At 72.2% G+C, this 21,990-nt stretch carries 17 protein-coding genes, 1 other RNA gene and 1 pseudogene; 6 read left to right on the plus strand and 13 right to left on the minus strand.

Going from position 1 to position 21,990, the window contains the following annotated elements; all coding sequences use genetic code 11:
* The first annotated feature begins 203 nt into the window (after nucleotides 1-203).
* The 3 genes from HT134_RS22280 (at nucleotide 204) to HT134_RS22290 (ending at nucleotide 5,018) form a co-directional block, all read left to right on the plus strand.
* Complete coding sequence (locus tag HT134_RS22280) at nucleotides 204-731, plus strand: YbhB/YbcL family Raf kinase inhibitor-like protein (protein WP_312888330.1); 528 nt, start codon at nucleotides 204-206, stop codon at nucleotides 729-731.
* A 183-nt stretch (nucleotides 732-914) separates the two neighbouring features.
* On the plus strand, nucleotides 915-2,504 hold the full coding sequence (locus HT134_RS22285) for a hypothetical protein (RefSeq protein ID WP_175602384.1): 1,590 nt from the start codon (nucleotides 915-917) through the stop codon (nucleotides 2,502-2,504).
* Between the two features lie 282 nt (nucleotides 2,505-2,786).
* Nucleotides 2,787-5,018, plus strand: coding sequence for a SulP family inorganic anion transporter (locus tag HT134_RS22290; RefSeq protein ID WP_175602385.1), 2,232 nt, complete (start codon nucleotides 2,787-2,789; stop codon nucleotides 5,016-5,018).
* A gap of 33 nt (nucleotides 5,019-5,051) precedes the next feature.
* On the opposite strand, the gene HT134_RS22295 is transcribed toward HT134_RS22290, so the two are convergent.
* The 5 genes and pseudogenes from HT134_RS22295 to HT134_RS48305 form a co-directional block, all read right to left on the minus strand.
* Nucleotides 5,052-5,777 carry a hypothetical protein gene (locus HT134_RS22295; protein WP_175602386.1) on the minus strand — a complete coding sequence of 242 codons (726 nt, stop codon included), beginning with the start codon at nucleotides 5,775-5,777 and terminating at the stop codon, nucleotides 5,052-5,054.
* Nucleotides 5,778-6,410: 633 nt separating this feature from the next.
* Nucleotides 6,411-7,121 carry an ErmE/ErmH/ErmO/ErmR family 23S rRNA (adenine(2058)-N(6))-methyltransferase gene (gene erm / locus HT134_RS22300; protein WP_217708252.1) on the minus strand — a complete coding sequence of 237 codons (711 nt, stop codon included), beginning with the start codon at nucleotides 7,119-7,121 and terminating at the stop codon, nucleotides 6,411-6,413.
* Nucleotides 7,122-7,969: 848 nt separating this feature from the next.
* The gene (locus HT134_RS22305) at nucleotides 7,970-8,617 is read right to left on the minus strand and encodes a response regulator (protein ID WP_175602388.1); all 648 of its coding nucleotides are present in this window, start codon (nucleotides 8,615-8,617) and stop codon (nucleotides 7,970-7,972) included.
* A complete protein-coding gene (locus HT134_RS48300; RefSeq protein ID WP_446685762.1) occupies nucleotides 8,614-9,429 on the minus strand; it encodes a sensor histidine kinase in 816 nt (271 codons plus the stop codon). Before HT134_RS48300 ends, HT134_RS22305 begins: the two co-directional genes overlap by 4 nt.
* Nucleotides 9,418-9,741, minus strand: a pseudogene (locus HT134_RS48305) (histidine kinase); the annotation flags it as partial. The gene HT134_RS48300 and the pseudogene HT134_RS48305, both read right to left, overlap by 12 nt.
* 937 nt (nucleotides 9,742-10,678) lie before the next feature.
* On the opposite strand from HT134_RS48305, the gene HT134_RS22315 reads away from it, so the two are divergent.
* Nucleotides 10,679-11,851 carry an alpha/beta hydrolase family protein gene (locus HT134_RS22315; protein ID WP_175602389.1) on the plus strand — a complete coding sequence of 391 codons (1,173 nt, stop codon included), beginning with the start codon at nucleotides 10,679-10,681 and terminating at the stop codon, nucleotides 11,849-11,851.
* Nucleotides 11,852-12,630: 779 nt separating this feature from the next.
* On the opposite strand, the gene infA is transcribed toward HT134_RS22315, so the two are convergent.
* From infA to rnpB, 4 genes are all read right to left on the minus strand, one after another.
* Entirely contained in the window at nucleotides 12,631-12,855 is a 225-nt protein-coding gene (gene infA, locus HT134_RS22320) for a translation initiation factor IF-1 (protein WP_175602390.1), read from the minus strand.
* Nucleotides 12,848-13,645, minus strand: a complete 798-nt coding sequence (locus tag HT134_RS22325) for a GNAT family N-acetyltransferase (protein ID WP_175602391.1) — start codon at nucleotides 13,643-13,645, stop codon at nucleotides 12,848-12,850. The genes infA and HT134_RS22325 overlap by 8 nt, the downstream gene beginning before the upstream one ends.
* 232 nt (nucleotides 13,646-13,877) lie before the next feature.
* Nucleotides 13,878-15,317 carry an alpha/beta fold hydrolase gene (locus HT134_RS22330; protein WP_175602392.1) on the minus strand — a complete coding sequence of 480 codons (1,440 nt, stop codon included), beginning with the start codon at nucleotides 15,315-15,317 and terminating at the stop codon, nucleotides 13,878-13,880.
* 157 nt (nucleotides 15,318-15,474) lie between these two features.
* An RNA gene (gene rnpB, locus HT134_RS22335) (RNase P RNA component class A) lies at nucleotides 15,475-15,867 on the minus strand.
* Between the two features lie 133 nt (nucleotides 15,868-16,000).
* On the opposite strand from rnpB, the gene HT134_RS22340 reads away from it, so the two are divergent.
* A complete protein-coding gene (locus HT134_RS22340; RefSeq protein ID WP_175602393.1) occupies nucleotides 16,001-16,858 on the plus strand; it encodes a MerR family transcriptional regulator in 858 nt (285 codons plus the stop codon).
* On the opposite strand, the gene HT134_RS22345 is transcribed toward HT134_RS22340, so the two are convergent.
* The 4 genes from HT134_RS22345 to HT134_RS22360 all read right to left on the minus strand — a co-directional run bounded on the left by HT134_RS22345 (nucleotide 16,815) and on the right by HT134_RS22360 (nucleotide 20,329).
* The gene (locus HT134_RS22345; protein WP_175602394.1) at nucleotides 16,815-17,351 is read right to left on the minus strand and encodes a DUF1697 domain-containing protein; all 537 of its coding nucleotides are present in this window, start codon (nucleotides 17,349-17,351) and stop codon (nucleotides 16,815-16,817) included. The genes HT134_RS22340 and HT134_RS22345 overlap by 44 nt on opposite strands.
* A 151-nt stretch (nucleotides 17,352-17,502) precedes the next feature.
* Nucleotides 17,503-18,789 carry a bifunctional RNase H/acid phosphatase gene (locus HT134_RS22350; protein ID WP_175602395.1) on the minus strand — a complete coding sequence of 429 codons (1,287 nt, stop codon included), beginning with the start codon at nucleotides 18,787-18,789 and terminating at the stop codon, nucleotides 17,503-17,505.
* Nucleotides 18,786-19,526, minus strand: a complete 741-nt coding sequence (locus HT134_RS22355) for a zinc ribbon domain-containing protein (RefSeq protein ID WP_175602396.1) — start codon at nucleotides 19,524-19,526, stop codon at nucleotides 18,786-18,788. The genes HT134_RS22350 and HT134_RS22355 overlap by 4 nt, the downstream gene beginning before the upstream one ends.
* Nucleotides 19,527-19,528: 2 nt before the next feature.
* Complete coding sequence (locus tag HT134_RS22360; RefSeq protein WP_175602679.1) at nucleotides 19,529-20,329, minus strand: Nif3-like dinuclear metal center hexameric protein; 801 nt, start codon at nucleotides 20,327-20,329, stop codon at nucleotides 19,529-19,531.
* A 130-nt stretch (nucleotides 20,330-20,459) separates the two neighbouring features.
* Here HT134_RS22360 and HT134_RS22365 point away from each other — a divergent pair, with 130 nt between their 5' ends.
* Nucleotides 20,460-21,905, plus strand: coding sequence for a flavin-containing monooxygenase (locus tag HT134_RS22365; RefSeq protein ID WP_175602397.1), 1,446 nt, complete (start codon nucleotides 20,460-20,462; stop codon nucleotides 21,903-21,905).
* Nucleotides 21,906-21,990: the final 85 nt, after the last annotated feature.

Raw genomic sequence — 21,990 nt, forward strand, 5'->3', positions numbered from 1 at the left:
CGGAGTCTCGCGGGCGGCCGGGCGGTGAAGACGGTGCTCGCCTGCGGATACACGGTCTCGATGTCGGGTTTCTGGCCCCTTTGGGTCTCTTTACCATTCACCGACCTTCGCGAAACGGTCGGCGCACGCCTCATGGCCGCGTAGCATCATGCGACATGGGGCTGTGTAACACGACTGGACGCATGGGATCCATCGTTGTCACTGTGACAGCGGTGACGGCCATGCTGGCCATGTCGGGATGCGGCGCCAGTTTCCTGGTGGGCAGATCGGAGGCCAAGGAGATCGCGCAGATCAACGTCTCCAGCCCCGAGCTGCGCGAGGGCGAGCCGTTGCCGCGCGAGTACTCGTGCGAGGGCACCCAGGGCAGCCCGCCGCTGCGCTGGTCCAGCGAGCCGCTCCCCCAGGCGAAGTCGATCGCGATCGTGGTCGACTCCCACACGCAGTCCGAGTCGGGCGTGCAGTGGGTGCTGTACAACATCCCCGCGACCACCACCGAGCTGGGCCCCGGAGCGGCGGAGAACCCTCCGGACGGCTCCAGCCAGGCCCGGGTGACCAGCGGGAAGGTGGGCTACCAGCCTCCGTGCGCGCGAGGCGTGAGCTACCGCTTCACGGTCTACACGCTGTCGGCGAAGGTGCAGGCCAAGGAGGGCGCTCCCCTCCCCGAGATCCTGCGGGAGATCGCCGACAAGACCATCGCCCGAGGTCGTCTGACGGCGGTGAACATCGAGTGAGGTTCCAAACACCCGGTGTAGTAATCGTTACCAATTCTTCGCTTAGGGTGTGACAACGCTCGCAGTGGTCCGACACAATCAGATCCAATTGTCAGGCGCTGGTGATCAATGGGGGCAGGTCGCGTCGATGGCCGCGCGACCTCACCGGCGCCACAGGGAGGCCATGGCTTTGAGGGTGGTGCAATGATCGCGGTCGTAGTCAGCCTGGTCGCTGTCGTGCTCCTCGTGATCGCTGTCGTGGCACTGGGCATGCGTTCGATGAGCCGGCGGGAGAGCTCGCTTCCTCCGGAGCGGCTGAAGCAGATGATCGAGAAGGAAGAGCAGACGCACGCTCGGTCCACGGACGAATTCGCCGCCCACGAACCCCGCATGGCCAACTTCAGCCCTGACTTCAGCCCCATCGACGAGGTCAAGCCCAAACCCGTGCGCACCGGTCAGCGAGGCAAGCGCGGCGTGGACGAGTGGGGCAACCCGACGAACGACGAGGACGACGAGGAGTTCTGGGCGACCATCCGCAGCGACGCCACCGAGGGCGGCTTCGGCGCCGGCGGCACCGTGGCGGCCCGCAAGGGCGCCGCCCGCCCCGTCGAGCGTGACGAGCGCGAGCCCGAGCGGCCCGCGGCGGTCCGTCCCGCCGAGCCCGAGCGGCCCGCCGCGGCCCGACCCGCCGGCCGCGAGCGCACCGGCGAGCGCAAGCGTCCCGCCCGCCGCCAGGCCGCCGCCGACCCGGACGCCACCACCGTCCAGGCGCCGCTGCCGCACCGGCCGCGCCGCGAGCCCGCCGCTCCCGTCCCCGCTCCCACGGCCGGCCTGGCCGACCTGGTCGAGCCCGCGCAGCCCCGTCCCGTGCCGTCGGCGTCCGACCTGGCCGACCAGCGCACGGTGACCTTCTCGGCCCCGCCCGCCGACGTGATGAGCATCCTCGGCGCCGGCGCCAAGCCGGTGCCGGCCAACCGCCCCGAACCGCTGCCCTCCGGCTCCCTGTCGACCAACGGGACCCCGACCGCCAGCGGCTCCTTCCCGGCCGTGGGCGCCCCCGGCTCCCTGTCCAGCAACGGCGTCTCCACCGGCCCGCTGCCCACCACCGGCCCGGTGACCGGCACGTTCGCCGCCGCGGGCGGCGCGTTCAGCCCGGCGAGCAGCGGCTCCTTCCCCGCCACGCCGGTCGCCCCCATCCACGGGGCGCCGACGAGCGACCCGTTCCCGGCCGCCCACAACGCCGCCGACGCCCTCGACGCCGGGTGGACCACCCCCGCCACTCCTGCCACCCCCGCCATCCCGTCCGCCTCCGGCTCCTGGCCGTCACACGACATCCTGGACGACTCCCCGGCTCCGGCCCCCGCACCCGCCTCCGGCCCTTCCGGGTCGTGGCCGGGCTTCCAGCCGCAGCAGCCGTCCGGCTCCTACCCGGCGTCGTACGAGGTGCGCGCCGGCTGGGCCGTGGCCGACGACAGCGACCCGCTGACCGCCCCGTCCCCGGCGACGGGCGTGCCGACCGCGCCGGCGCGCGCGGTCTCGCCCCACGACGACGTGCTGTCGGCGCCGCCCGCGCCGCAGTCCGTCGCGTACGAGACGGGCGACTTCGCCGGCGCGGCCGGACAGCCGGGCGGTCCCGGCTGGCCCGAGTCGCCGTCCACCGGCGGCACCGGCGGCTGGCCGACCTACAACGAGATGTACGGCAAGCCCGAGGGGCGGCGTCCGGGCCAGAGCGGCGGCGGCCGAGGCCGTCGCCGGGCCACCCCCGAGCCGGACTTCCCCGACTACTACCGCTGATCCCGCCCGGGGCCGCCTCCTCGCGGCCCCGCCGGGAGGTCCTTCTCCCGGCCCCCGCCGGGCCGCCCTTCTCGCGGCCCGCCCGGGACGTCCTTCCCACGGCCCGCCCGGGACGTCCTTCCCACGGCCCGCCCGGGACGTCCTTCCCACGGCCCGCCCGGCTCGGCGAGAGTGACGGCGGCCGGTGTCGCAGCCAGGCGCGCCGCCGCGTCAGCCCTGGATTCCGTAAAACCCGGTGACGACCCTGAAGCCCCGCCCCGGCGGGGCACTAGGGTTTGCGGCATGACCGGCGACACTCACAGTAACGTGCTGAGGACTCTCAGGTACGATGTGCCTGCCTCGCTCGTGGTCTTCCTCGTCGCGGTGCCGCTCTCCCTGGGCATCGCGATGGCCTCGGGTGCCCCCCTCGCCGCAGGACTCATAGCCGCCGTCGTGGGCGGTGTCGTGGCCGGAGCGCTCGGCGGCTCCGTCGTCCAGGTGAGCGGGCCCGCCGCCGGCCTCTCGCTGGTGGTGGCGGACCTCGTCCAGACGTACGGCTGGCGGGCGACCTGCATGATCACTCTGCTGGCCGGGGCGGTCCAGCTCGTGCTGGGCCTGCTGCGGGCGGCCCGGGCGGCGCTGGCCGTCTCCCCCGCCGTCATCCACGGCATGCTCGCGGGCGTCGGCGTGGTGATCGCGCTGTCCCAGCTGCACATCGTGCTCGGCGGAAGCCCGCAACGCTCGGCCCTGGCCAACCTCATGGAGCTGCCGGCCCAGGTGGCCGCGATGCACGGCCACACCGTGGCGGTCGGGCTGCTCACGATCGCGGTCCTCGCGCTGTGGACGCGGCTGCCGAAGCAGATCAGGGTGGTGCCCGCGCCGCTCGCGGCGCTGCTCGTGGCCGCGCTCGTCGCGTGGGCGTTCCAGTGGGACGTCACCCGGGTCGACCTGTCGGGCAGCCTCGGCACGTGGGCGTTCCCGGTGCTGCCGCAGGGCGACTGGCACGAGATCGTGGCCGCCGTGCTGCTGGTGGCGCTGCTCGCGGGCGTCGAGTCGCTGCTGTGCTCGGTGGCGGTCGACGGCATGCACGCGGGGCCGCGCGCCGACCTCGACCAGGAGCTGACCGGCCAGGGCGCGGCCAACATGGTCTCGGGCGCGCTCGGCGGCCTGCCGGTGGCCGGGGTGATCGTGCGCAGCACCGCCAACGTCCAGGCCGGGGCCCGCAGCCGCGCGTCGGCGGTGCTGCACGGGGTGTGGGTGCTGATGTTCGCGCTGGGGTTCGGCTGGACGATCCAGCTCATCCCCGTGGAGGCGCTGGCGGCGCTGCTGGTGTTCATCGGCGTGCAGATGGTCAACCTCGGCCACATCCGCAAGGTCCACGGCCACGGCGAGGTGCCGGTCTACGTCATCACCATGCTGGCGGTCGTCGTGCTCGGCCTGGCCGAGGGCGTGGTGGCGGGCCTGGCGCTGGCCGCGGTGATGGCGCTGCGGCGGCTGACGTGGGTGACGGTCAAGACGCACGAGCCGGTGGACGACGGGAGGTGGCACGTGTCGATCAGCGGGTCGCTGACGTTCCTGGGGGTGCCGCGGCTGACCCACGAGCTGCGCGCCATCCCGCCGCGCTCGGCCGTGGACCTCGACCTCAACATCGACTTCATGGACAACGCCGCCTTCGAGGCCATCCACTCCTGGCGGCTCAACCACGAGCGGTCGGGTGGCACGGTGGAGATCGACGAGTTGCACGACGAGTGGTACGCGCTGGCCGCGAGCGGCGCCCGTACCTATCAGGCCAAGAAGCCGCCCCGGGCGCCCGACCGGTGGTGGCTGCCGTGGGCGCACCGGCACCGCCGGCCCGTCCGGCCCTCGGCCGAGCCGTCGTCGGAGCCGCCGGTGGGGCCGCCCGACCGGCCCGAGTGCCGGCTGACGGCGGGCGCGCGGGAGTTCCACCGGCGTACGGCGCCGCTGGTGCGGCCCATCCTCACCGAGCTGGCCCACAAGCAGCAGCCGTCGCACCTGTTCATCACGTGCGCCGACTCGCGGGTGGTGCCGAGCCTGATCACGGCGAGCGGGCCGGGCGATCTGTTCACGGTCCGCAACATCGGCAACCTGGTGCCCCGCCGGGGCGCCGAGCCGCACGACGACTCGGTGGTGGCGGCCATCGAGTACGCCACGCAGGTGCTGGGCGTCCACACGATCACCGTGTGCGGGCACTCCGGCTGCGGGGCGATGGCCGGGCTGCTGAGCGGCGGGGTGAAGGCGGGCAGCCTGCCGGGGATGCGGCGCTGGCTGCGGCACGGCCACCACAGCCTGGCCAGGTTCATCGAGAACGCCGACGGGCCGCTCGACTCGCGGGCGCTCGACCAGCTCTGCCGGATCAACGTGCAGCAGCAGCTCGAGAACCTCCGCACCCACCGCAAGGTGGACGAGCAGGTACGGGCGGGGCGGCTGGAGCTGGTCGGGCTGTACTTCGACATCGGCTCGGCCCGGGTGCAGATGCTGCCGCCGCTGCCGTCCACGGTGTCGGTGAAGATCTGACCCGGGCGTGGTACCGGCGGGGCGTCCTGCGGGTCACCTCGCGTGGTGCCGGTCCTCGCCGCTCTCGGGGACCGGCAGGGGCGGAGGCGTGTCCTGCGCCCCTCGCCGCGCATAGAGGGCGGCCCAGGCGTCGTCGCCCATGCGCAGGACCTTGACCCCGAGCGCGCCGAGCCCGGCGACGGGGAGGATCCAGAGCACGACGGTGATCGGGCCGTAGTCGACCGCGAACGCGCCGAGGTAGCCGACAGCGACCGTCACGGGCACCCACCAGCCGGAGAACCCGGACCGCCACACGGCGACGGTCAGCAGCGGCAGTCCGACGAGGCCGAGCGGCACCCACGGCATCTGGAACCCGATGATCACGCCCGGGAGGTTGAGCATCTCGTCGAGGATCTTCTGCGCCTGCTCCGGCGGATGGTGCCGGCCGAGCCACCACTCGACGGGGTCCATCATCAGCAGGGCCGACAGGTTGAGGTAGCCGATGACCGTCATGGCGCCGGCGATGTGCCCGAGCCGGGTCGCCCGCTGCCGGGTGAGGTGGACGAGGCCGATGGCGGCCACGGCCATGAGCATCCAGCTCCAGTGATAGAGGGCGGACTCGGTCTGGGCGAGGGCGGGGTTGGAGCCGTAGCTGACCGCCTCACGGTCGTCGCCCCAGGTGCCGGGGTCGACGATGACCGCCACCGCCTGGAGCAGGGGGGCGGCGATGAGCAGGGTGCCCGCCGCGAGGCGGCGGAAGGTCACGTGGTCGTTCAACACGTCGCCGACGGTAGGCGGCGAACCCCTGCCGCGTCGTCCACCGGCCGAGTGACGGGCCCTCAGCCTGGCGACGGAGCCGGCGGCGTCCGTGGCGGGGTGTTCATCCGCGCGAGCAGCAGGGCCCCAGGCGGAGCCGTTCCTCTGCCTGGGGCCGGCGGAGCATGCCCCACCAGGACGCCACGCCTCCATCCGAGGCCAACGCAGCACCTCCCACGAGAGCACCACGCCTCCATCCGAGGCCGACGCAGCACCTCCCACGAGAGCACCACGCCTCCATCCGAGGCCGACGCAGCACCTCCCACGAGAGCACCACGCCTCCATCCGAGGCCGACGCAGCATGTCCCACGAGGATGCCACGCCGCCGTCCGGGGCAGCGGCCGCGCCCGGCCACACGCCCCGGCAACGGGCCCCGCCCACGCGCCCCCAGCCTTCGCGTGGGCGGCCGCCCAGGCGAAGGCCGGGGGCGGAGGCCGGGGGCGGAGGCCGGGGGCGGAGGCCGGGGGCGGAGGCCGGGGGCGGAGGCCGGGGGCGGAGGCCGGGGGCGGAGGCCGGGGGCGGAGGCCGGGGGCGGATCAGGCGAAGGCCATGGGGCGGATCAGACGGGATGAGGGGGGCGGCACAACCGCGGCCCGGTCACCCGTGCAGCTCCCGGAACAGCGTGATCCACTGATCCGGATGGACGAAGGCGACGACCGTGTCCGGGTCGATGCGCGCGGCACGGAAAGCCCGGGCGACATGTCGGTGATGCCGCTCAAGCGAGGCCCGCAACGAACCGCCGACACCGGTGAAGCCCAGCTCCACCAGGTCCCGGTAGGCCCGCTCGTCCACGACCAGCGGATCCGGCCGCCGGTCGATGCGCAGAATGGCGGAGTCGACCGAGGGCACCGGGCGGAAGCTGGTCCGTTCGACGTGGCCGAGCAGTTCCCAGGTGAACCACGGCCAGCTGAGCACCGTGACCAGGCTCCACCGCCCGTAGTCGCCCGAGCGTTTGCGCGCGTACTCCAGCTGGGTGAGGAGGGTCGCGGAGGTGAGGTGCTCGGCTGTCAGGCACCAGTCCACGATCTTCGAGGTGATCGAGTACGGGATGTTGCCGACGACCGCGAACGGCTCCTCCGGCGGCCGGGCCGCGGTGAAGTCGCCCTTCACGATCTCGATGCCCGCGTGGTCACGGGTTCTGGCTCGCAGCTTGGCCGCGAGCAGCGGGTCGAGCTCGTAGCCGATGACGTGGGCGCCGGTCGAGGCCAGCGCTGTGGTCAGGACGCCCTCGCCGGAGCCGGGTTCGAGGACGAGCCCGGCGGGTTCCGCCGCCTTGACGATCCGCTCGACGGCATGCCGATCGACCAGGAAGTTCTGGGAGAGCTCGCGTCGTGCCCGGTCTCTGGGCGTGCGGCCGCCGCCCTTCTTCTGGGCGGTCTTCTTCTGAGTGTGGGAATAGTCGCCGAATGCGAAAGACTGCGCCACAGCAGTTGCCCTTCTGGGTCTTCGAGAGAAAAGGGATCTCGAAGGGCCCCGGGCACGCCGGAGGCGATGGAGGGAATCGCTCCTAGCGGGCCTGGGCCCGGCCGGAGCGGATGCGAATGAAGCAGATGCAGAAGCCTGTCATGCGCGAGACCCTAGGGAACGCTCGGTTCCGCCGCAACGTGTTTTCGTGACGTACCAGGTGCTGACCATTCTTCGGACTCCTCATCCTCTAAAGCCGTTGGCCGTCATGGGGAGGGCGCGATGACGAGGACGGCGATCCAGGCCAGGGGACGTCCGGCCGGCGAAGGGCCGCCTGCCCAGTGGATGAAAATGCGACGCAGAGGCGCGCACGGCGATGAAGGACTACGGTTCGGTGCCTTTGCGCGTCCCGAGTGCGAGCGCCGGCATCAGACTGAGAGCGCCCGAGCGGCCCAGCACCGGGGCACCGGTCGGGAGCGGTAGGCGCCGTCGGCGAGCGCGACCCATCCGAAGAAGGCCGGCCCGGACGTGATCTTGAACGGATGCCGGCTGACGTCCCGCATGCCAGCTAGCAATAATCGACGCACCTGAGCATGGGGTCATGAACCTGCGGTCCGCACCCGACCAACCCGAGCCGGCGTCATGAACCAACAGATCCCACCCGACCAACCCGAGCCGGCGTCACGAATCAACAGACCGCACCCGACCGACCCAAGCCGGTGCCATGCCATAAACCAACAGACCGCACCCGATCAACCCAGATCAGCATCATGGACCAGGATGGCTGCCTGGACCCGGTTGGCCAGGTTCAGTTTGGCCAGCACCCGGCTGACATGAGCCTTCACTGTCGCCTCGGTCAGCTTGAGCTCGCGGCCGATCTCGGCGTTGGACAGGCCGCGGGCCACCGCCCTGATCACGTCCTCCTCGCGGGCCGTCAGCGTCGCAAGCCGGTTGCGCGCGGCCTCCGCCCGGGAAGGTGTCCTGTCGGCGAACGAACTGATCACCCGTTTGGTGACCGTGGGCGACAGCATGGCGTGCCCGGCCGCGACCGTGCGCACGGCGGCGGCCAGGTCACGCGGCGGCGTGTCCTTCAGCAGGAACCCCACGGCCCCCACCCGCAGCGCCTCGTGGACGTACTCGTCCAGGTCGAACGTGGTCAACATGATCAGCTTCGGCGCTCGCGGCCCCGCCATCAGCCGCGCGCCGGCGGTCAGCCCGTCGGTGCCCGGCATGCGGACGTCCATCAGCACGACGTCGGGCCTGAGCCGGGCGGCGGCGGACACGGCCTCATCGCCGTCCCGAGCCTCACCGACGACCGCCATGTCGCCCGCCGCCTCCAGAATCATGCGCAATCCGGACCTGACGAGCTCTTCATCATCGACCACCAGAACACGGATCATGGAGCCGGTATCCGCGCCAGCACCTGAAACCCCACCTCATCGCAGACCAGCTCCCCGGGCTGGCTCCCTTCCTTGACCGGCTCCTCGACGTGGGGACCGGCCACCAGGCTGCCTCCGACCAGTTCCACCCGCTCCCTCAACCCGACCAGCCCCCACCCGGACCCCGGAAACCCACCACCGGCACCCGGACACCTCCCATGCGGCACTCCGCCATCCGGACGCCCACGGCCGGACACGGACGGTGCCGTGTTGCGCACCACCACCTCAAGATCTGCAGGCAGATAACGGACGAACACGTCGATCCTGGTATCACTCGCATGCTTGTGAGCGTTGGTCAGAGCCTCCTGGATGACGCGGTAGGCGGTGCGCTCGATCGTGGACGTCAGCGGACGGGCCTCCCCCTCGTCATGACGGCTGACCGCGACGCCCAGCGCACGCGACTCGTCGAGCAGCCGGTCGAGGTCGGCGAGGGTCGGTTGTGGATGGAGTTCCGCACCGCCCGTCAGGTGATCACGCCGTACGGGATCGTTGGCCGTGGGGTGATAGTCCGGTACGCCATCGATCGGCGCAGTCGGAAGGCCACTTACCCCCTCACCGGACACAGCCCGCAACCCTGCTACCTGACCGGATGCTCCCGCACTCGGCACCACCACGGATGGCGCGGCACCGCCCTCTCTTGACGCAGTCACCCCCGCAGAAGACGCCGCACTCCCCTCTCGGCACACAGCCGCCTCCTCACAAGACGCCGCACCGCCTTCTTGTGACGCCGCGACTTCGATCCCGTGTGAGACACCGCCCGCTGAGCGCAGCACCCCGAGGACCTCGCGCAGGTTGGTCAGCGCGTCGCGGCCGACGCGGCCGATGAGGGCAGCGGCCTCGGCCGTGGACTCGTCGGGGGCGCGCAGCTCCAGCGCCCCCGCGTGGAGCACCATCAACGACACCCGGTGCGCGACCACGTCATGCATCTCCCGCGCGATGCGCGCGCGTTCCTGTGCCCGTGCCTGATCGGCACGCAGCCCCTGCTCGCGGCGGAGCTGTTCGGCCTGCTCGCGCATCGCGTCGATCACTTGCCTGCGCGCCCGCGTCCACAGGCCGGCCATCAGGGGCAGGCCCAGCAGCGCGCCGCCCATGACGACCACGTTGGGCAGGGTGCCCGCGACCAGCATGCGGTAGCCGCCCGCGAGGTGGGAGACGACACCGCCCGCGGCCAGGACTCCGAGTGCTCCCCCGCAGTACAGCAACAGTGCGCGCCCGCGCAGCCGTGTGCCCGCGTAGTAGGACGCCGCGGCGGCGGCCGGCCACATCACCAGACACACATAGAACACCGCACCCACCAGGGCGAGCGGCCACAACCGACGCCCGCTCGTCTGACGCGGCTGCTCCCCATTCGTGCGACGGGACGGCTCCCCACTCCTGTCGCGCCACGGCGTTCCCCCCAGGTGATGCCACGGCCTCCCGCCCGCGTGGCGCGACGTTCTCCCATCAGCCCGCAAGAGCGTCCTGTCGTCCGCGGACAGCAGCGCACTGTCGTCCGCAGACAGCGGCGCCCGGGTGTCCGCGTGCAGACGCGTCCGGGAATCCGCGTGCGGGCGCGCCCCGGTATCCGCGTGCGGGCGCGTCCCGGTATCCGGGTGCGGGCGCGTCCGTTCATCCTCGTCCAGCGACACCTCCGGTCCCGCCTGCACCGAAGTCCGTTCATCCCCGTGCAGCGACACCCCGTTTCCCGCGTGCAGCGACATCGGCTTGCCCGCGTGCGGCGGCATCCGCTCGGCCAGTGCCGCGAACACCGCGGCGGCGCCCGAGGTGGCAGCCATCGCCGCGAGCAGCGGCCAGGGCAGCCCCGAGGCGACGCCCACGCTGCCCGTCGCCGAGGCCATGGACAGCGCGGACACCACCCCACCGAGCGCCCACGGCGTGATGCGCTCGATAACGCTTCCGTCGCCGTACGTCATGGCCCGAGGTTATCGGCGGTCCGGCCGGACGACCCCCTACGAAAGTCGAACGTGCTCCGTCTCTTTCGCCGGATACGGTGCCGCCTGGTTCCCCGGCAAGGTGGGCGGCATGAACAAGAACGCCGTCGCTGGCCTTATGCTCGCGCTCACCTGCATCGGCACCCCAACGCTCATGGGCGCCGCCCCGGCCGCCGCGTCCGCTTCACCCCGTTCCAAGGCATCCGTGACGGTCGCCGTCACACCCGCCCTCCCCCGCCCGACCGGTCCGCACCCGGTCGGACGCTCGACTCTCCACCTGGTCGACTCCAGCCGCCCCGATCCCTGGGTGCCCGACCGCGAGGTCCGGGAGCTGATGGTGTCCGTCTGGTATCCGGCGCGCAAGGCGGCGGACAGTCCCGCCCCGTACGTCACGCCTCAGGAGTCGGAGCTGATCCTGCGCGGCGTGCCCCAGCTGAAGGACCTGCCGCCGGACACGCTCGCGAAGACCAGGACGTACGCCACGACGGACGCGCCCGCGCTGGGCCGGAAGGGCGGCAGGCCGCTGGTGGTGATGTCCCCCGGCATGACGCTGCCGCGGGCGACGTTGACGTCGCTGGCCGAGGAGTTCGCGAGCAGGGGGTACGTGGTCGCGGGCATCGGGCACACGTACGAGGCCGTGGCGACCACGCTCCCGGACGGCAGGACCGCGACGTTCGAGGCCGGCAAAGGCGGGCAGACGCCCGAACTGGGCGAGAAGGTGGCGCGGGTCCGGGCGGCCGACACGGAGTTCGTGCTGGACCGGCTGGCGAAGGCCGGGCGCTGGAAGCGCCTCATCGACGAGCGCAGGATCGCGATGGTGGGTCACTCGGTCGGCGGGCAGAGCGCCGCCCATCTGCTGCCCGTGAGCCGGCGTGTCCGGGCCGCGGTCAACCTGGACGGCTCGTACAACCCCAAGACCCCGGCCCAGGACATCGGCAAGCCGTTCATGATGATCGGCAACCCGCGGCAGCAGCCGAGCACGAGCGGCGAGCCGGGCTCGTGGGACACGTTCTGGCCCCATGTGACGGGCGGCTGGAAGCGCTGGCTGACGGTCACGGGGGCCGAGCACATGAGCTTCGTGGACTACGCGGTGCTCCAGCCGCAGCTCGGGCTGCCGGCGTCGCCGATCGACGGCGAGCGCTCGTTGCGGATCACCCGCGCGTACGTCACGGCCTTCCTGGACACGCATCTGCGCGGCGAACGCCGCCCTGTCCTGGACGGTCCCTCGGCCGAATATCCAGAAGTGAAGTTCTGGGGCTCGTGAGCCTGTCCCTCGGCCCGGTCGCATGGTGACGAGTCCGATGTGACTCGAACCGGGTGGCGCTCCGGTCTCACCCGGCCAGATGCGCTTCACGACCTCACACTCCCCTACCGTGCCCTCTGCCGTGAGCCGCAGCGCCCACCGCGCCGGACGCCACGACTCGGGCAGTTCCGGCACCGGAACGGCGTGGCCGATCCCGAGCCGCTCTGGCAGGGCCGGTCCGGCCGCTGGACCCGGCTGAGCGTGTCGATCCGGCGGTGCCGGACAGCGCTGCCGGCCCACGCCGGACCTGGCTGAAGGTGTCGGTCCGGCGGTGCCGGGCAGCGCTGCCGGCCCCGGACGGCCGCGCTCCCCGGGCATCGCTTGACGGTCAGCCGGATCCGAGCCGGAGAGGTTCTCGGACGGCGCCTCACGCGTCGTCCGGCCTGGCTGGGCGACCCTGGACAAGACGCGGTGGCTCTCCATCGCCACCCATCTGCCACACGGCCGCTCCACCCTCATCCGTGGAGCGCGCCCGCCCGCTGACGGTGCCGCGGCGCCCGGCTCCTCCCGGGCCACTACCGGCGTGGCAGCGTCGCGGTGGAGAGGTGGGGACCGCGTGGAGACCGGCGTGGAGACCAGGAGCGCGGTGGCCCCCGCAACGGGCACCGTCGGGGCGCTGGAGGAGGCGCCGTGGGGCGCTGGATGAGGCGCGTGTCGGTCACGGCCGAAAGCGGAGCGGCTTCCTCTGCTCGGCCCGTGGGAGGCCGGTTGCCGTAACCCGCGGATGGCGGGCCGGGGGTTCAGTTGCGGTAGCGGTAGAGGATCCGGCCGCGGTTCAGGTCGTACGGGCTGAGCTCCACCAGCACCCGGTCGAACGGGAGGATCTTGATGTAGTTCTTGCGGATCTTCCCGCTGATGTGGGCCAGCACCTTGTGCCCGTTCTCCAGCTCCACCCTGAAGGTGGCGTTGCGCAGGCACTCGGTGACGGTGCCTTCGACTTCGATGCCGCCTGCTGTTCTAGCCATGTCGTTCACTTCCTTTCAGCACCAGTTCCAGGTTGCTGCCCGTACGGCGGGCACCTATGGCCTCGAACAGCGCCATGGCCGCCGTGTTGGACTCGTTCACCTCGGCCGACGCCGCCTCGATCCCGCGGCGGTGCAGGTCGTCCAGTACCCGGGCGAGCAGCGCCCGCCCGATCCCGCGGCGCCGGCGGCCGGACCGTACGGCGACCAGCCCGATCCGCGGCTGTCTGGTGACCGCCGCCAACCGGACCAATCCCACGTATTCGCCCGCCTCGGCCGCCACCGTGTACCTCGACAGGTCCGGCGCGGCCGGTCGGGGCAGCACCTCGGCCGGCATCTCCCGCCAGCCGACGGCGGCCTCGACCTCGTCGCGGATCACGCGGTCCAGCACCCGCAGCGGGCCGTCCTCCGCCGGCCCGATGGTCACCCCCGGCGGCGGGAGCGCCGGGCCGAGCCCCGTGAGGGCCGGGTCGGTCGGCACGAGGCACTCCCACTCGCGCCGCCGCGCCGTGAACCCGGCCCGTTCCCAATGGGAGATCAGGTCGAGGTCGTCCTCGTCGACCAGCGTGTACAGCGGCCTCGGCAGCTCCGCCAGCATGGCGCCGGCGAGCCGGTCGAAGACGGCGCAGTGCCAGGCGTCGACGCTGACGAACATCCGCCCGTCGGGCCTGCCTGAGAGGTCGCCGCGGCCGACCACCTGGTCGTCCTCCACGGCCTGCCATGAGCCGTCGGCGACGCGTTCGATCGTCACGGCCTGCCCGTCGCCACGGGCGGTGAGATGCACAGATTCCATGAGGTGTCACCTTCCGGGATTGCCCTGTTGCGGCGCTCCCGGGCGACACCTACGTCGAATCGCCTTACCGTGACGACGAGGGGAGCACCCACATCGATACAGCGTTCATGGGTCTCACCTCCTCGCGTGCCTGTCACGGTTCGCGGAAACCTATCAGCGGACCCGCGATCACGTCCAACTGTTTTCCAGCCCGGTGCCGAGCTGATGGATGTCAGCTCGGCACCGTCCGCTTTCAGCCCTGCGGCTCTTCCGCCGGGCAGCGGGCACCGCGTGCGGGCACGGTCAGCGAGATCAGGTAGTCGTCCATCGCTTCCGTGGTGCACTGGGTCATGCCGTAGATGCCGTGGCCCCAGCCCTCGTATGTGAGCAGCCTGGCCCTGGGGCCGAGCTGGCGGGCCACGTTGGCCGACCACTCGTACGGCGTGTCGGGGTCGTGCATGGAGGTGCCCACCAGCAGCGGCGTGCTCCCCCGGTACCGCAGCCGGTGCTGCGGGTTGTTGACCGGGACCTGGTGGCCCTGGCAGAGCGGCATGTCACCCATCGGCATCGGGTTGTAGCGCAGGTCGGGCGCCACCGCGTTGGAGGCGCGCATCACGTCGGCGTACTCGGCGTAGTCGCGCAGCGACAGGTTCCAGTCCTGGCAGAGGATCGCGGTCGGCAGTTCGGCGAACTCACCGTTCACCGGTCCGTTGCCGGGCGGGTTGCCCATGTCGTCCGGCACCGGCCCACCGTCCAGGGCGAGCAGCACCTTGGCCTCCTGCCGCCAGGCCGGAGCCTCGTTGAGCACCACGCCGAGCCACAGGAGGTTGTGCGCGCTCACCGGGCGGTCGGTGAAGCCCGGCCAGTAGAGCTCGCCGCGGTCCGCCTTCTCCAGCAGCCTCTTCCACAGCGCCTTGACGTCGCGGCCGTGCAGGACGCAGTCGGTGTCCCGCTCGCACCAGGCGACGAACTCCTCGAAGCTGTCCTGGACGGTGGCCGCCTCGGTCACCTGGAAGCCCTTGACGTTCAGGCTGTGGTCCATGTTGCTGTCCAGCACCATGGCCCGGATCCGGTTCGGGTACATCTCGGCGTACATCTGCTGGGCCAGCGTGCCGTACGACACGCCGTAGGAGGTCAGCTTGTCCTCGCCCAGCGCGGCCCGGATGGCGTCCATGTCCCGCGCGACGTTGACCGAGTCGAGGTGGTCGTACAGCGGGCCGGTCTGCTTGCGGCAGTCGGCGTGCAGCTTCGCATCGAAGGCCACCCACTTGTCGTAGTCGGCCTGGCTGTTCATCACCGGGTACGGCATCTCGTTGTACACCGACGCCGTACAGGTCGTCGAGCCGCTGCGGGCCACGCCCCGGGGGTCGAAGCTGACGATGTCGAACCGCCGCTGTACGTCCTCGCTGAACCCGGACGGTCGCAGGATGTCGTTCACCCCGGAGTTGCCGGGCCCGCCGGGGTTGGTCAGCAAGGAGCCGATCCGCGCGGACGGATCGGTGGCCTTACGCCGCGCCAGCGCCAGTTTCACGGTGGCCCCGCGCGGTTTGGACCAGTCGATCGGCACGGCCAGCGTGCCGCACTCGACGGTGGGCTCCTCCTCACAGGGCCCCCAGGTGATGCCGCGCTTTCCCGCGTCGTCCGCGGCGCTGGCCGCCTGGGGCGCCGACAGCGGTAAGACCGTCGTTAACATCATGAAGACGGTGGCGAGTATGGGTGTCTTTCGTCGCATAAGGCGTCAATCGTAGATCGACTGGCCTGGCCGCGCGGTGCGAATGCGTGCGGGCGTCGCTCGCCGAACTGAGGGCGAAGGCGTCGTGAGCCCTCGGCCCCCGGCCGGAGAGGTGGGAATGACGAGCCGGCCTGTAGGCCGGGTTCTGTCCTTCGTCTCCGAAGGGGCGACCATCCATCTAGGGCCGCCGTTGCCGGCGGCCTCAAGCGGTCTACCCGCGCGGCTCGGGCGGGCAGCCCTCGAACGTCGCGCGCGGGACGCTCCGGAGAGCGTCCCTTCTTGACCTTGCTCCGGGTGGGGTTTACCGAGCCGCCCACGTCACCGTGGGCGCTGGTGGTCTCTTACACCACCGTTTCACCCTTACCTCCCGCGGACGGGAGGCGGTCTGTTCTCTGTGGCACTGTCCCGCGGGTCACCCCGGGTCGGCGTTACCGACCACCCTGCCCTGTGGAGCCCGGACCTTCCTCGGCGAGCCCCGCGAAGGGCTCGACGCGGTCGCCCGGCCGGCTCGTCTGCCTGTGACCCTACCAAAGCGCCCGGCATCGCCAGTCCCGGCACGATGGGCGGCGTCACCGGGCGGCGTCACCGGGCGGCGTCACCGCGACGTTGCCTCTGCCCTTGGGGCAGTCACCATACTGGGCCTCGTGCCCGATCTGATGACTACCGGGGAGTTCTCCGCGCGTTCGAACCTGACGGTCAAGGCGCTGCGGCTCTACGACACCAAAGGCCTGCTGCCGCCCGCCCAGGTCGACCCCCGCACCGGCTTCCGCCGCTACAGTCGCCCGCAGCTGGCGCTGGCCAGGCGCATCACCTTGCTGCGGGCCATCGGCATGCCTCTGGCGGAGGTGGGCCGGGTGCTGCGGCTGACGGGGCCGGAGGCGGCGCAGGCCGTGGCGGAGTACTGGGGGCGACGCGAGGCCGAGTGGCGGGCCCAGCAGTCCGTTCTGGCCTACATCAGGGGCGTCTTCCTGGAAGAGGGCGCAGGCGCGTACGAGGTCCGCGAGCGCGACGTCCCCGAGCAGCGCGTCATCTCCGTTCAGGGCCACGTGGACGCCGCCTCGCTGGCGGGCTTCATCACCGCGGCCTCGGCCACCTTGTTCGGCCACCTCTCGGCGGCCGGCGGCTGCCTGTCCGGGCCCCCGTTCGCCGTCTTCCACGGCACCGTCAGCCAGGACTCCCACGGGCCGGTCGAGGTCTGCGTGCCCACCGACAGCCCGATCGAGCCGGCCGGCCGGATCGGGCTGCGGCTGGAGCCGGCGCATCGCGAGGCGTACATCATGGTCGCCAAGGAACGCTGCGGCCATCCCGCGATCCTGCCCGTGTACGACGCGCTGCGGGTCTGGCTCGACGACCGCGACCTGCCGCAGTGCCTGTCGGCGCGCGAGATCTACCATCCCAACTGGGACACGGCCGGCCCGGCGGAGCATGTGGCCGACGTCGCCTTCCCGTTCGGGACGGTCAGCCGTTCGGAACGGTCTCGGCGACGGCGAGCAGCCGGGTGACGGTGTTCCAGTTGCGCATCGTGGCGGTGCCCTCGTCGGCCTTGGCGGCCGCGGCGAGCAGCTTGGAATTGCGCATGCCGTCCGGCAGCCAGAAGTAGGACTCGTATTCGTCGAAGTGGAAGCGTTCCGGCTCGAAGTCGGTGTGGGCGAAGGCCGGCGGCGGGACCGGGGCGGCGCGGAAGGACACGAGGTAGCGCGTGCCGTCGACCGCCACGTCGCCGAACGGGTCGCGCTCGACGACAGCGCGGAGTTCGGCGGCGGTCCGCAGCACGCAGGCGATCGGGAACCCGGCTCGCTCCGCCAGCCCGGCCTCGATCAGCGGGCCCAGGGCGGAGGGCGGTTCGTCGCTGTCGAAGACGGCGTTGCCGCTGGTCAGGAAGGTCCTCACCCCGGCGCAGCCCAGCTCGCCCAGCCAGCCGCGCAGGTCGCCCATCGACACCCGCCGCCGCGAGCCGAGATTGATTCCGCGCAGGAACGCGACATGGGTCGGCATGGCCCCATCTTGCCCTGGCGGTCATGGGATCGGTCAGGGGGCCGGTCCCACCGAGGCGTTGTGGCGGGACCGGACCTGCTTCAGGATCCCCGGACCCGCGTCAGATCGTCCCTGCCGGGGAACGGTTCTCGTGCCACCGCTGAACCGCGGCTCAGCGAAGGTGCGCCGTGTCGTTGAACGACTTCACCACGCACCCGCCGTCGGCGTAGTGCTCGACCAGCGACAGGCAGGCGACGTCGAGGTGCATCCGGTACAGGGCCGCCGGCGGGGCCATCAGCGCGAGCCGCAGCACCGTCTTGATGGGCGTCACGTGCGAGACGACCAGCACCGTACGGCCCTCGTAGCGTTCGAGCAGCCGGTCGCGGGCGCGCTGGACGCGCTCCGCAACCTGGGTGAAGCTCTCGCCGCCCGGCGGCGCCGCGTCGGAGTCGGCCAGCCACCGCTTCAGCTCCTCCGGCCACCGGCGCTGGACCTCGGTGAACGTGTGCCCCTCCCACGCGCCGAAGTCGGTCTCCCTGAGGTCGTCGTCCACCTCGACGGCCAGGCCGCTCATGTCGGCGACCGCCTGCGCGGTGCGGCGGGCGCGCGAGAGGGGCGAGCTCACGATGGCGTCCAGCCGGTACGGCGGGCGGGACAGCCGCTCGGCGGCGGCCGCGGCCTGCGCCAGGCCGTGGGGCGTGAGCTCGGGGTCGCCGAGCCCCGAGAAGCGGCGCTCGACCGAGAGCGGGGTCTCGCCGTGGCGCAGGAGCAGCAGGGACGTGGCGACCCGGGTGGGCGGCGCCCAGCCGGTGCCCACGCCCTCGGGCCGGCCGCCCTGACCTCGCTGCTCGGCGACGACGGACGCCGTGGGGGCCGAGAGGTCGAGGAGGTCTGTCTGGTCCCCGGAACGGCCGGCGGGCCGCGCCGCACCACCACCGGACGCGACACCGGGAGACGCCACGGCAGCGCCGGACCCGGCACCAGGGGATGGCGCAGCAGCACCGGAGGCGTCGGCCGGGGAGGCGGAGCGGGTCCAGGTGAGGCCCTTGGCTGCCGCGTCCATGGCCTCGTTGGCCAGGCGGTCGGCGTGGGTGTTGCGGGCGCGCGGGATCCACGTCCACTCCGTCACGCGCAACCGCCGCACCAGCTCGGCCGCCTCGACGGCGAGCGGGCGCAGCCCCTCGTTCTTGATCTTCCACCGGCCGGCCATCTGCTCGACGACCAGCTTGGAGTCCATGCGCACCGCCACGGACGCCCCCTCGCCAGCCACGTCGAGGACGGCGCGCAGGCCGGCGATCAGCCCGCGGTACTCGGCGACATTGTTGGTCGTGACGCCGATCGCCTCGGCCGCCTCCGCCAGCACCTGGCCGTCGGAGGCGTCGCGGACCACGGCGCCGTAGCCGGCCGGCCCCGGGTTGCCGCGCGAGCCGCCGTCGGCCTCGATGACGTACGACGTCACAGGCCCGACTCGGCGGTGCGGACGAGGATGCGGCGGCACTCCTCGCAGCGCAGCACGTCGTCGTGGGGAGCGGCCTTGATGCGGTTCATCTCGGCGATGGACAGCGCGACCTTGCAGCCCTGGCAGCGGCCGCCGCGCAGCATGGCGGCGCCGACGCCGTACTGCTCCCGGAGCTTCTCGTAGAGCCCGAGCAGGTCGGCCGGGATGTCGCCGGCCACGGCGGCGCGGCGGCCGGCGGTCTCGCCTGCCTCCTTGTCGATCTCGACGAGCGCGGCGTCGCGGCGGTCCTCGGCGGCGGCGCGGGTCGCGGCCACCTCGTCGAGCTTGCCGCGCAGGTCGGCGACCCTGCTGTCGGCGGCCTCACGCCGTTCCATGATCTCCAGCACCACCTCTTCGAGGTCGCCCTGGCGCCGGTGCAGCGAGGCGATCTCGGACTGGAGGCTCGCGAGGTCCTTGGGCGAGGTCACGGCGCCGGAGTCGAGCCGCTTCTGGTCCCGCTCGGCGCGGGCGCGCACGGTGTCGACGTCGCCCTCGGCCTTGGCCTGCTCGCGGGCGAGGTCACCGGCCTCGGTCTCGGCCTCGATGACCTCGGTGGCGAGCTTGGCGTAGCGCTTGGACTGCTCGTCGATCTCGGCCAGCTCGGGCAGCGTGCGGCGACGGTGGGCGAGCCGGTCGGCGACGGAGTCGAGCTCGGCCAGGTCGAGGAGTCGCTTCTGGGCGTCAGGGGCTGCTTTCATGATCAATATCCTCTTGTCCAAGCATCGGTGACCGTGGCGGAGACGCGCGTGTCAACGGTAACGCCACCGCCGCGCAGGATGGACGCGGCGCCGCCCAGCCACGGCCACTCGGTGGCCCAGTGGGCGGCGTCGATGAGCGCGGGCCCGCCCGCCTCGGCGAACTCGCTGGCCGGGTGGTGCCGCAGGTCGGCGGTGAGGAACGCGTCGACGCCGGCCGCGCGGGCCGTCTCCAGCAGCGAGTCGCCCGCTCCCCCGCTGACCGCCACGCGGGCGACGCGGCGCGACGGGTCGCCCGCCACCCGGATGCCCCACGAGGTCTTCGGCAGCCCCTCGGCCACCGCGACCGCGAACTCCTCCAGCGTCACCGGCTCCGGCAGTTCCCCGATGCGCCCGAGGCCGCGCCACGGGTCGTCCGGGAACGGCCGGAGCGGCACGAGGTCGCCCACCAGCCCGACGGCGCGGGCCAGCGCGTCGGAGACGCCGGGATTGGCGACGTCGGCATTGGTGTGGGCGGTGTAGAGGGCGATGTCGTGCTTGATCAGGGTGTGGACGATGCGGCCCTTGGGCGTGTCGGCGGCGACCGTGGTGGTGCCGCGCAGGTAGAGCGGGTGGTGGACGACGATCAGGTCGGCTCCCCACTCGACGGCCTCGTCGATCACGGCCCTGACCGGGTCGACCGCGAACAGCACCCGGCCCACCGGCTGGGCGGGGTCTCCGCAGACCAGGCCCACCGCGTCCCACGACTCGGCCCGGGCGGGCGGGTAGGCCGCCTCGAGCACCTCGATCACCTCTGCCAGCGTCACTGCAGCCACCTCGGCAGACTATCGGGAACGGAGGGCGTCGCGTCCCTTGCCGGGGGCGATGCCCGGGCTGTCGCACGGCACGGGCCCGGCGTACCGTAAGTGCGTCCTTACATCCGTCGAGGAGGCATGGATGGCACCCAGGGTCGCGATCATCGGGGCGGGGTTCGGCGGGCTGTGCATGGCGATCCGGCTGGAACGGGCCGGCGTCACGACGTACACCGTGTTCGAGAAGGCGGGCGACCTCGGCGGGACCTGGCGCGACAACACCTATCCGGGCGCGGGGTGCGACATCCCCTCGCACCTGTACTCGTACTCGTTCGAGAGGTACGGGAGCTGGACGCGCCGCTATCCCGGCCAGCCCGAAATCCTTGCCTACTTACAGCATTGCGCCGATAAATACGGCGTCAGGCGGAAAATCAGGTTCAACACTGAAGTCGTGAGCGCGGCCTTCGAGGGCGACCGCTGGCAGGTGACCGGCGCGACCGGGTCCGCCGCCCCCTCGACCGAGGCGTTCGACGTGGTGGTGAGCGCGGTGGGCCAGCTCAACCGGCCCAACCTCCCCGACATCCCCGGAATGCGGGACTTCGCGGGTACGTCGTTCCACTCCGCCCGCTGGGACCACGGCCACGACCTCACCGGCAGACGGGTGGCCGTGATCGGCAACGGTTCGTCCGCCGCCCAGTTCGTCCCGCACATCGCCCGGGCCGCCGAGCGCCTGGAGGTCTTCCAGCGCACCCCGAACTGGGTGATCCCCAAGCCGGACGCCGCGTTCGGCCGCCGGGCGAGGCTCGCGTTCCGCTACTTACCGGGCGTGCAGCGCGTCTACCGCGAGTGGATCTACCGGTACGCCGAGACCGCCCTGTACCCGGCGCTCGCCCAGGGCTGGAGTGCCGGCCTGTTGCGCAGGCGCGCCCTCGGACACCTGCACCGCCAGGTGCCGGACCCGGAGCTGCGCGCCAAGCTCACCCCCGACTACCCGCCCGGCTGCCGGCGCGTCATCATCGACAGCGCCTTCTATCCCGCCCTGAACAGGCCGGACGTGGACGTGGTGACCGAGAGGATCGTCCGGATCACGCCGGAGGGCGTCCAGACGACCGAGGCTCTCCACCCGGCCGACACGATCATCTACGCCACCGGTTTCCGGAGCACCGAGTTCCTCGCGCCGATGAGCGTCACCGGCCGCGACGGGCTGGACCTCGCGCGGCGCTGGAGGGCCGGCGCGGAGGCGTACCTGGGGATCTCGGTGCCCGGCTTCCCCAACCTGTTCCTGCTGTACGGGCCCAACACCAACCTGGGCCACAACTCGATCGTCTTCATGCTGGAATGCCAGGTGAACCACGTCATGGCCTGCCTGCCGCACCTGTCCGCGCACGGGCCCATGGAGGTGCGGCCGGAGGCGATGGCCGCGTGGACGCGGCGGCTAGACGCCGCGATGGAGCGGATGGTGTGGCAGGACGGCTGCCGGAGCTGGTACAAGACGGCCGGCGGCCGGGTCACCAACAACTGGCCGGGCCCGGCCACCCTCTACCGCAGGCTGACGTCCCGGCCGCCGCGCGCCGCCTACCGCCACGTGTGAGCCCGGTGTCGTCCACCGGCCGTCACGCGTGACCCCGGCGTCGTCCACCAGCCGTCACGCGTGACCCCGGCGTCGTCCATCGGCC

The sequence above is a fragment of the Nonomuraea rhodomycinica genome, assembly GCF_013363995.1.
Classification (GTDB): domain Bacteria; phylum Actinomycetota; class Actinomycetes; order Streptosporangiales; family Streptosporangiaceae; genus Nonomuraea; species Nonomuraea rhodomycinica.